Genomic DNA, 11,436 nt, shown 5'->3' on the forward strand with positions numbered 1-11,436 from the left:
CGGACCGGCACTTAAAAAAGCCATCGATATGCAGATGAACGAAGGCAAAACCACCATCATCGAGATCATGTGTACGCGTGAACTGGGCGACCCGTTCCGACGCGATGCATTGAGCAAGCCAGTGCGCTTGCTGGAAAAATATAAAGATTACGTCTGATTGATTATTAAAATCCCATCGTGACGGAAAAATAAAGAGTCTGGCAAAGGAAAATTTGCCTATTTCATTAGCCAGACGCTTTATTTTTTGCATTGTGATTTGATGATGGTCGATTTAACATTGCCTTTAAGCTACAGAATTTTATAAGGCAGCAGTTAGCAAAATTGGCGCTATTTTAAGATTTTATTATTCAATTGCGACTGAGGCATCGTTTCCAGCAAGGCGCTTGTCAAACCTGCCGATGAAGACAAAACACCAGCAAAGCTGGTAAGCGCAGCATCGCTGACGCGACTTTGCGGAAGTCCACTCAACATTAGATTGCGAAAAAAACATGAACGCTCAAGTACAAGCAACCAAGCAAGAAGTATCAGAAGAATTTTTGATGGCCTTCGGCCAGGCATGGAACCGTCACGACATCGATGCACTGATGGATTTTATGGCAGAAGACTGCACCTTCCATGCAGCAGCCGGACCTGAATTACAAGGCAAAACTTTTACGGGACGCGAAGCTATCCGTGCTGGCTTCCAACTTGCATGGCAGACGTTTCCGGATGCCGCATGGCTTGATGCGATCCACTTTGTCTCGGGCAATCGCGGCGTATCCGAAAGCACCTTCAGTGGCACCAAATCTGATGGCACCCGGATCGAAGCCCGGATGGTGGATGTCTTCACCTTCCACAACGGCAAAATCGCGGTGAAGAATGCCTTCCGTAAGGACCGTCCACCAGTTGTCGTTGCACACGTCAGCGCTTGAGGCGATATGTCATCCCCATCTACATCATTCTTACCGCATCAAGGAGCAACTTTGGACACCACAGTTGACACCCGATTTGCCGATACCGGCAGCAGCACTGCTCCCCTCAAACCGTACGATCCGGCCTACGATCCGCTGACAGCAACGGGTCCCGGACAAGGACGCGAATATGCGCCAACGTACTGGATCGGTACTGCTGGCGAACCACCGCCAGACGATGGTCCGATCACGCATGATATCGATGTCGACGTTGCGATCATCGGCTCTGGATTTACAGGCCTGACCTGCGCCATTTTTCTAGCGCAAGAACACGGCATCAAGGCGACCGTACTAGAAGCCAATCGCGTGAGCTGGGGATGCAGTACCCGCAACGGCGGCCAGGCTCAATGTAATTCCGGACGCCTGAAACGTTCACAGTGGATTCAGCGCTATGGCCTGGATACTGCGCTAAAGCTGCATGAAGAAATGTGCGACGCGATGGAAACTTTTAAAGGGCTCATAAAAGACATTGATTGCGATCCGCAACCCGGCGGTCATTTGTATATCGCGCATCGCGCCAAGGTGATGCCCGCCTTGGAGAAGGAAGCCAAGCTGCTGCGTGAAGTATTTCATTACGATGCCCGTATTTTTGATGCCGATACCGTAAAGCGCGAATATGTCGACGACAAAGAAGCAATGGGCGCTATGCATGAACCGGAAGGCATCGGCATTCATGCCGGTAAACTGGCATTCGGTTATCTCAAAAAAGCCCGTGCGCTAGGTGCTAAGGTGCATCCGTCAAGCCCTGTAACCAGCTGGCAAACCCGCGATGGCGTCCACTATCTGACAACTCCCGGCGGCATCGTACGGGCGCGGGCGGTGGCTGTTGCCACTGGCGGCTATACCTCGCAAGATTTACATCCAAAATTGAAGAATCGATTGTTGCCGATCCTGTCAAACTCGATCGTCACGCGGCCGCTGACTGCGGCCGAAATTGATGCCTGTAATTTTCGCACTACTCAAGTACTCACCGATACCCGAATCCTCAGACACTACTACCGTCTTATGCCTGATGGACGAGTACAGCTTGGCAGTCGCAGCGCCATCACCGGCTCTGACGCACCGCAAAGAAAATACCAGGATCTGCTGATCAGTGATCTTTATCGTAAATTTCCTGCATTGACGGGAATCGATATTGATTACTCATGGTGGGGATGGGTAGATATGAGTCACGATATGATGCCGCGTATCTTCCAGCCAGATCCAAAACAAACTATCTATTACGCGGTCGGATACGGAGGAAATGGCGTAATGTATTCAGCACAGGCAGGACGTCGAATGGCCGAACTGATCGCTGGCAAAAAAACGTCTTCACTACCAATTTTCAACTCCGCATTGCCCTTCCCCAACGTGATGGAAAAGGTCGAGTCACAAGCTTTCGCACCATTCCGTCGCTTTGGGCAGAGCATCCTCTATCGCTGGTATCACATGAAAGACGAAGTACTGTAAGACCAATAAGGTCGGGCCAATCGCAGCCCGACCAAAAAATAACAATAACAATAATACGGAGACTCAATGGGTTGTGCACCTAAACACGTTGCAAACGTGAGGTGACACTCCAAATATTCCAGTCGCGGCAGACAATTAATAAATAGAGCAGAAAGCGTGTCTGTCACACCTCGCGTCCATGACGCTTTTGTCAGTCGCACTAGAAATTCGTTTGACTATTTATAAAGAAGGCGCCCTACACATTTCTCTGTCGGTTTGACCAATTGCAGAGAATGATCTGCAGACGTCTGATGAGCAGTCACATAGCTACAAATAATAACGATTAGCCTTTTCGTATCGAACTGCATTTGGATTTTTTTGTAAAAATTGAAGTTTAAAAATTAGTGGGTAAAAAAAATAAAAATTAGCCCTTATAACTAACGGAGACGAGACTGAAATGATTACCGATTTGGATGGTTGTACTGGTTTACAGCACACACTCAAACAACGTCATATGACGATGATTGCGTTGGGTGGCGTGATTGGCGCCGGGTTATTTGTTGGCAGCGGTGTAGTCGCAAAATCTGCCGGACCCGCAGTGATCCTGTCATTTCTTTTGACAGGTGGTTTGATTATTCTGATTATGCGCATGCTGGGCGAGATGGCATCATCGTTGCCGACAGTTGGCTCGTTTTACGAATATGCCCGGCTCGCTTTTGAAGATCGGCCTAACATTTCCCAATTTTTGGGCTTTATGAGCGGATGGATGTACTGGTACTTTTGGGTGGTAGTCGTCGCGTTGGAGGCAATCGCGGGTGCCAAGCTGATCAATTTCTGGTTACCCGATATTGCTCCCTGGATCATCAGTCTGGTGTTGCTGGTGTCGATGACTTTATTAAATTTGATTTCGGTAAAATCATTCGGCGAGTTTGAATTTTGGTTCGCTTCCATTAAGGTCGTCGCGATCATCATTTTTTTAACCTTAGGCGGCTTGTTCCTAACTGGTATCTTGCACCACACCCCGGCAAGCCTGGGACATTTTCTAAGCCACGGCGGGTTCATGCCAAATGGTTGGGGACCGGTACTCAGCGGCGCTGTTGCCGCAACAGCATTTTATTCCGGCGCTGAAATCGTTACCATTGCCGCAGCAGAAACCGCTGATCCGGCAAAAGCTGTCGCACGCGCTACCAATTCGGTGATTTCACGCGTGCTGCTGTTTTATGTAGGCTCCTTGTTTTTGGTCGTATGTATTGTTCCCTGGGATTCACCTCAAATTGGCACCCCGTTTGTCAGTGCATTGGAAGGAATGGGCATTCCCTATGCCGCTGATATCATGAACGGCATTATTTTGACCGCTGTTCTATCGGCACTAAACTCCAGCCTGTACGCATCCTCACGTATGATTTTTGCATTAACGCGTCGTGGCGATGCACCAACGGCGTTGGTAAAACTAAGCAAAAACGGCGTGCCCGTCCGCGCCATTCTGTTCAGCACGCTGTTTGCTTATGCGGCAATTGGAGTGTCCTATATTTCCGCAGACCTAGTATTCCCATTTATCGTCAATTCTTACGGGACGTTCATTTTGTTTGTCTATCTGCTCATTGCTATCTCGCAACTACGCATTCGTGCGCGCCTGGATCGTGATCATCCAGAGCGGATCAAAGTACGCATGTGGTGCTTTCCTTACCTTACTTATTTTGCGATTTTCGGCATGTTGGTGATTTTGGGCTCGATGGGATTTTCACCTGATCCGGAACAACGCTTGTCGCTTTGGTTCGGTCTGGGTAGTTTGGCTTTGCTGGTGGTGATATACCTTGTTAAACAGCGGTTTGGTGGCGATAAAAAACCTCCGTTAGAGACTTCTAAGGTTATCAAAGAGGCCGGCCCGGCCCTTGAAATCGCAAGCGATTTATTAAAACCACCTTCATTTGCAGTCAGGTAATCGGGCATTGCCAGTATTGCCAATATCGTTCGATTAAGTGGGTAGCTGAGACGGCCGCTGCGCCGCGCATGCTGATCGGGGTGACCCGACAGGAAGTAACTTTTTTGCTTAAGCTCTGCGCCCACGCGAAGAGACATTAACCAATAGATTCGTCACGTCAAATATAGCAACATCGTCGTGGAACAAGACAAACTTGCCATTAAGCGCGTGACGTTACCAATGCCCGACTTCAAATCTTTTCGCTCAGCTAAAACCGCCTAGTGGGGCATTGAACAGATGTACATGATGCATACAGTACAACCTATGATGGCGGGCTCAGATGAGATGTCAGGTTGTCAGATGGTGGAAATCCGGCCTAACCCTCAATATGGATGGTGTGCGTCTCAATGCTATTGGGAGAAAATGATATAGATGGTGTGCACACTACCTATAAAACTTTATATAGCTTTGCGTTAATTCTACGTTATTATCAAGATTGCAAAATAATTCCTTATTCTTCCTTGATACAACACTTATAGCTACAACCGCATTTGGCGATCTCATCTGTGTTTCACGAACTCCTCACAGCGATGCGCGTAATGTCATTGACGTTACCCAGTCCTGGTGAGGCTAGCATTCAGTAAATTGGCAACAGTTTCATTCTGGCAACCACACTTTAATTGCATTTAAGCAGATATTTTCGCATTATTTTACGCGTGCTTACTTAAAACTGAGGAGGTTACATGCTTGAAATAAACGCCCTTAAATTTGATCTGGAAGCACTTATTTCCATGATTGCGAGGCCATTTAAGAAAAATAATGCACTCACTCTACGCATACGCCATGTTCGGATAAAACTACGGCTACACGCCCGTCCAGACTTGAAAATGCGATTTATCCTCCTGCAGCGATCGTCATGAGCGCTCAAGACATGCAAGATCTTGCCGCAGAGCACGAGGCTCTGTTGCAGTTTTTTTACCTCGCTCCGGTCGGGTTAATTCAAATTAGCCTCGGGGGCGAAGTGGAGCTGATGAATCCCCTTTCCGCTCAACTTTTAATGCCGCTATCTCAAGACGGGGGCCTTTCCAATCTATTCCAGGTTCTGGAATCGGTTGCACCGGAACTCCGACGCATGACCGCGGATTTCCCCACCTCGCAAGGGACAATTTGCGATGGTTTGCGTGCTCAGCTGACCGCGGGTATTCGAGGTAAACAAGATCCAAAAATGCTGGGAATAAGCCTCATCAAAGTGGATGAGAAACGCATGATGGCGGTGCTTACCGATTTGACGTTAGCGATCGCGCAAGAGCGACAGTTGAAGTACAACACTGCCTGGTTGAACGCGATCACTGCAGGCGTGACAGATTATGCGTTGATGAGTTTGGATCAGAACGGAAACATACTGGAATGGAATCCAAGCATAGGACGGGTTCTAAAATATAAAAAAGCAGATATCGTTGGAAAATCGTTCTCTATGCTTTACAAAGAAGACGGAATTTCGCCAGAACGGATAATCGATTACTTGAAGGAGGCTAACGAGGACGGCTGGAGTCTGACTGAAGGCTGGCGCTTAAAAGCAGACGGCACCCAGTTCTGGAGCAGTAGTATGATTGTTCCCATCGATGACGTTGCGGCAGAGATTGACGGGACCAAGGTTTTATCGGAGAACCAAGGACTTAGCTACGCCTTAATCATGCGTGATATTACTAATCGCAATCGAGAAGCGGGGACGCGCTTGATGGCGATATCTAGCGACTATCTGACGGGTATAGCAAATAGACGTACGCTTTTCGAAGCAGCGGAACTGGAGTTCAGGCGCTGGCATCGGCATCCGCGGCCGCTATCATTTATGGTTATTGACGCAGACTTCTTCAAAAAAGTAAATGACACCTATGGACATGGGGTCGGAGACCTGGTGTTGTGTCATTTAGCCACAACGCTGAAGAACACAATGCGCGACATCGATACGGTGGCACGTATCGGTGGTGAGGAATTCGCCGTCCTGCTTCCTTCAACGGGTTTAGATGGTGCAACCCAATTGGCGGAGCGTTTTCGCAACAATGTTGAAGCTGCAACCGTGAATGCTGATGGCGTTGAAATAAAGTACACCATTAGCATCGGTATTAGTACGATGGAAGCCTCAGTTAGCGGATTCGATGCACTGCTTGATCGTGCCGATAAAGCGCTTTATGAGGCAAAACATTCTGGGCGCAATACGGTGAAAATCTGGAGATCCTGAGATTACCCTCGGGTTCCCCGTATTGATTGCGTCGCATTAGTCAAGGCCATCATAACAATCGAGTAGATTACTGCGCTTCCGATTGAGGTGATTTTGGTCTGGCCACGCTACATACGCCGACGCTATTACACTGTGGTGCACCAAATTACAGTGATACTGCATTGCCCGCTAGGAGGCCACCCTTGCAAACGGCTTACTCATTTAGTGACATTGTGACCCGGCGATGCCATACCGGCTTCCACCATGCTCTCATTCAACAATAATCGCTGCTCCGACGAGATAATACTTAGCTGGCGGTATTGTATATTGACTTGGACGGCTTCTAACACGTCAACCAAAGTTATGGTCAAGCCTAAGAAGATGCGCTTTTACGTACCGTTTCAATACCAATCAAAAATGCGATTCGTGCCCAGATATTGCTGCGCGAATGGCTGATGACGGGTTCGCTATCGCATTGATTCATTCTCATTTAGAAAACGTCACTAACTTTGGCCGTAAGTTGATCGGGATCATCTCGATCCCAATTAGTTTGATACAAATAACGTCATGATTTCTGCAATTAGTTGGCATCGCCGGATACGCTTGGTCTGCAACCGAGGGAGACATTCTATTAAAAATGCAAACCATGCGGTGTAAACGCGACGACTTTACGAGCACGGCAGGTATGCATGGACCAAATTGACTGATACTTAAGCCATCGACCAAAATAACTCAACCAAAATAGCACTCAACTCCACTAATTACAGAAATTCGACATTTATTGCAGGCATAATGAAACTCACCTGAATACCCAATTCACATAACGTATTCCCCTATCCGAGAATGCTTTAAGCGTTCAATTTAAAAATAAGACATAACAAATGAACGCTAAAGTGTACAGTTTTGAATTGGTAAGCAGCGGTGTTAAATGTAAAGCCCACAGGTATAGCGATGGACTTTTGACGAAGCAACGAAGATGTTCGCGTCTGGTGCAAATTCACTTGTTGCACCACCCCGCCCCCAACTGCGACTTACCATTCGCGTTGGTCCGGTTCGTGTAGTCCTAGCGTCACCCTGCGAATCTGTATCGGACCATAGTGCGGACGATGCGTTGTTATCGAGCCCTTCACATTACGATGTCTGTACAAGATTTGACTCCTTGAGACAACCGCCAAGGCCAGCTATATAGCCCTCAAGCGCTTGAGGCCGGTTGAACTACCGTAATCTTGAGCAGATCAGAGACCACGACATGCATTACAAAAATTCTTCGGTTGAGCAAACACAAACGCTCGCAATACGTCAACTTGGAATGAAGTATGAAAATTTGGCAACGCATCGGCACAGCCAAATACCGGTTTGGCGAAGAATCGTAGTTATTTTATCGGACCAGGTTTTATTCCACGCTTCTTGTATGTGTCGGCTCAGGAGCCCGGAAAATGGATATTAACTGGCGCTGGTTAAAAGTGCTTTGGCCGTTAATGGCTACGACGGCCTTGCTGGTTGGGTTGGGATATTTCAGTATGGATATCATGTCAGCAGTCCGCGCTTATGTAGGTGGGGAGGGGCTATATTCAAAAAACCAGAAAGAGGCGGTGTTATACCTGAATCAATATGTCATCTCACATAACGACGGTGACTATCAAAGGTTTCTGAGGGCCATCGCCGCGCCATTGGGTGATCGCGATGCCAGGTTAGCGTTGGAGCAACCGGTTCTCGATCTTGATGCGGCGCGTGCAGGATTTCTTGCAGGGCGCAACCATCCGGACGACATCGACGGCATGATCTGTCTTTTCCGCAATTTTCGGAAGGTCCACTACATCAGCGAGATAATTGCGATTTGGGCTGAAGGCGACCGTTACATCAATGCACTCAGCGTTGAAGCCACTCTGCTTCACGTTAAAATTACGTCGGGTAATAATGACGAGGATTCTTTGCGATCCAGTCTAGCGCGCATTCTGCATATCAACGCCCTTCTGAATCCACTAGAGGAGAAGTTTTCATCCAAATTTGGAGAGGCCTCACGCAAAATACAGCATATTTTGCTGCTAGCAACGTTGATTATTGCATCGTTCTTAATGAGTTGTGGCTGTTTTATTTCAATTTCCATTCTTAGAAAAAACGATGAATTTCAAAATGTACTCAGAATCAATGAAGAGCGCCTCCGACTTGCCATGCGTGGCACCAGCGATGGATTGTGGGACTGGGATATTCTCGGTAAGCGTGTCTACTATTCGCCTCGTTTGATGGAAATACTAGAAGAAGGCAGTGATGAAGCGGTACGCAGCGAAAAATATTTTTCCAGATATATCGAGCCAAAACATCGACCTCACGTACGTGCAGGCATGAAGAAAGCTTTGCATACCAATTCCATTTATGAGACCGAGTTCCGTGTCGTCACGATATCTGGAAAATTACGGTGGGTCAGATCCAGGGGACAATCGACGCTTGATGCTAACGGGAGACCGGTACGCATGGTGGGAGCACTCACGGATATCACCGAGCGTAAGGAGGCGGAGTTAGCATTGCAGGATTCACGGACGGAGCTACGGAATCTGGTTGATCATCAGGCAAGAGCAAAGGAAGATGAGCGCAAGCGCATCGCCCGCGAGATCCACGATGAACTGGGCAGTATGCTGACCGGTATCAAGGCTTATGTCTACGTGTCGATAGAGCGCGCCGTCAGCGCAGGGCACGCTCCCGAGCCGCTGCTGGTTCATGTCACTTGCATGGCTGATGCCGCGATGGAAACAGTGCGCCGGGTGATCGCCGACCTGCGACCAAGCGTAATAGACGACCTAGGTATTTGGGTAGCGTTGGAATGGTACGCAGAGCAAATTCAGGAGCGCTCCGGACTGCAATGTAATTTTGCTATTAGCAAACGTGCAGCGATGGTCACACTTGATGCCGAGCGCAGCATCATGTTGTTTCGGATAGTGCAGGAAGCAATAACCAACGTGGTACGCCACGCGGAGGCGTCAAAGATAATGATTCGTATCTTACGCCACAAAAATATTATCCTGGTCGAAATCAAGGATGATGGCAAAGGCATTGAAACGGGACAGTTATTGAGCGGTGAAGCTTGGGGCATACTTGGCATGCACGAGCGTACCCGGTATTTCGGGGCGCAACTTAACGTTAGAGGAGTATCTGGAATGGGTACGACCGTGAGATTGCGCCTGCCCCTCGATCAGTCATTGCCAGAATAAAAAAACGTCAGCTTTGATTGACAGAAACCTTCATAACTTCCGACTCTGTTATTGCGCTCAAGCGTCTGATAGAAGTGCTGCAAGACGCTGGAACCCAGCTGCCGGTCGTCCCGACGGTCATCCCAGACTACTGTCTTACAATACCATTTTAGTATGGACCACAGGTCGACCGCATACATCATCGCCGCCTACTTGATTGCTTTGCTGATCTCGACCAATGCGACACAACCTTATCATTTATACGGAGTGCCTAAAAAGTCATACTTCTAACGGGGTTTCTGGCGACTATTCTGCTTGATGCGTTTCCGTTTGTGCCTGCACCACGGTGACGACAATGACGTTAAAAATATCATCCATACTGCAACCGCGTGAAAGGTCATTCGCTGGTTTTTTCAACCCTTGTAGCAACGGGCCGATTGCGACCGCACCGCCAACGCGTTCGGCCATCTTGTAGCCAATGTTACCGGCGTCCAGATTGGGAAAAATCAGAACATTCGCCTTACCCTTGACTTCCGATCCCTTGACTTTGCGCTCGGAAATTTCAGCTACAAGCGCTGCGTCAAGTTGTACATCGCCATCAATTGCCAACCCTGGTCTAAGCTCCTTCACCCGTTTGGTCGCTGCGGTGACTTTATCGACCGAGATGTGGTGCGCGCTGCCACTGGTTGAGAACGACAGCATGGCTACTCGCGGTTCTTCCATCAATAGTTGACGTGCGCTGTCGGCTGCCGCCATCGCGATCTCCGACAATTCCTCCGCACTTGGGTCCACCACCAAAGCGCAATCGGAAAAGATGATACCTCCTTTAAATGAGTGAAATGGCTCACAAAGCATCATCAGGAAGAAACTCGACACCAGCTTAAACGGCTTTCGTATGCCGATAATCTGGATAGCATTGCGCACCACATCAGCGGTGGTACGAACGGCCCCGGCAACAGAACCGTCAGCATAGCCAAGCCGCACCATAAGGTTAGCGTAGCAGAGCGGGTCCAGTACATTGATCCTGGCTTGCTCCAAAGTCATGCCCTTACCTTTTCGTAAGGAAAATAATTCTTCGGCAAAAGTTTCACTATAGGCAGAATCTGCAGGATCAATTAAATTAATCTGGCTTAGATCAACGCCCTCAGCGTCAGCCAATGCATTGATCCTGGCCCGCTCTCCTACTATGATGATTTCTGCGACACCTTCGCTGCTGGCGCGCGCCGCTGCGTGTAGCACGCGTGGATCATCGCCTTCGCATAACACCATTTTTTTAGGGCAAATACCCGCCTGCTCGATGATGCGGTGTAGTGCTTTCATACGTATTTTCTCCGAAATGGATTGCTGGAAAATCGTTCAGGCTGTCCACCTGCTCTGGCAAAAAAAGAGATTAACCTTTGACTGAAAAAAATGCTGGGCCACTCAGTACAATCTGCACTTGGGCCCTGCAATCACATTTCCCGGAAGAGTTGTAGACCGACGATTACTACTTCAAATTTTTACTAATAATATTCGCTGATAATATTTACTAATAATACTTACCGACAATATCCGCTAATAAATTATGCGTAAAGCAATCAAACGTAATCTTTATATTTTTCCAGCAACCGCACTGGCTTGCTCAATGCATCGCGTCGGAACGGGTCACCCAGTTCACGCGTACACATGATCTCGATGATGGTGGTTTTGCCTTCGTTCATTTGCATGGCTATGGCTTTTTTCAGTGCCGGTCCT

The 11,436-nt window shown here is 48.3% G+C and carries 6 protein-coding genes; 5 read left to right on the top strand and 1 reads right to left on the bottom strand.

Features of this window, described 5'->3' with window-relative positions:
* Positions 1–488 precede the first annotated feature (488 nt).
* The 5 genes from QN379_RS22290 to QN379_RS22310 all read left to right on the top strand — a co-directional run bounded on the left by QN379_RS22290 (position 489) and on the right by QN379_RS22310 (position 9,723).
* Positions 489–911 carry a nuclear transport factor 2 family protein gene (locus tag QN379_RS22290; protein WP_323507647.1) on the top strand — a complete coding sequence of 141 codons (423 nt, stop codon included), beginning with the start codon at positions 489–491 and terminating at the stop codon, positions 909–911.
* 51 nt (positions 912–962) lie between these two features.
* Positions 963–2,399: an FAD-binding oxidoreductase gene (locus QN379_RS22295; RefSeq protein WP_323507648.1), complete on the top strand. Its 1,437-nt coding sequence runs from the start codon at positions 963–965 to the stop codon at positions 2,397–2,399.
* Between the two features lie 436 nt (positions 2,400–2,835).
* Entirely contained in the window at positions 2,836–4,320 is a 1,485-nt protein-coding gene (locus tag QN379_RS22300) for an amino acid permease (protein ID WP_323507649.1), read from the top strand.
* Between the two features lie 895 nt (positions 4,321–5,215).
* Positions 5,216–6,538 (top strand): sensor domain-containing diguanylate cyclase, encoded by a 1,323-nt coding sequence (locus tag QN379_RS22305; RefSeq protein ID WP_323507650.1) that lies wholly within the window; start codon positions 5,216–5,218, stop codon positions 6,536–6,538.
* Positions 6,539–7,953: 1,415 nt separating this feature from the next.
* A complete protein-coding gene (locus tag QN379_RS22310) occupies positions 7,954–9,723 on the top strand; it encodes a PAS domain-containing sensor histidine kinase (protein ID WP_323507651.1) in 1,770 nt (589 codons plus the stop codon).
* A gap of 285 nt (positions 9,724–10,008) precedes the next feature.
* Here the strand turns inward: QN379_RS22310 and pta are convergent, their stop codons facing one another.
* Positions 10,009–11,022 (bottom strand): phosphate acetyltransferase, encoded by a 1,014-nt coding sequence (gene pta, locus QN379_RS22315; RefSeq protein ID WP_322237730.1) that lies wholly within the window; start codon positions 11,020–11,022, stop codon positions 10,009–10,011.
* Positions 11,023–11,436: the final 414 nt, after the last annotated feature.

The organism is Glaciimonas sp. Gout2 (assembly GCF_035018905.1).
Classification (GTDB): domain Bacteria; phylum Pseudomonadota; class Gammaproteobacteria; order Burkholderiales; family Burkholderiaceae_D; genus Glaciimonas.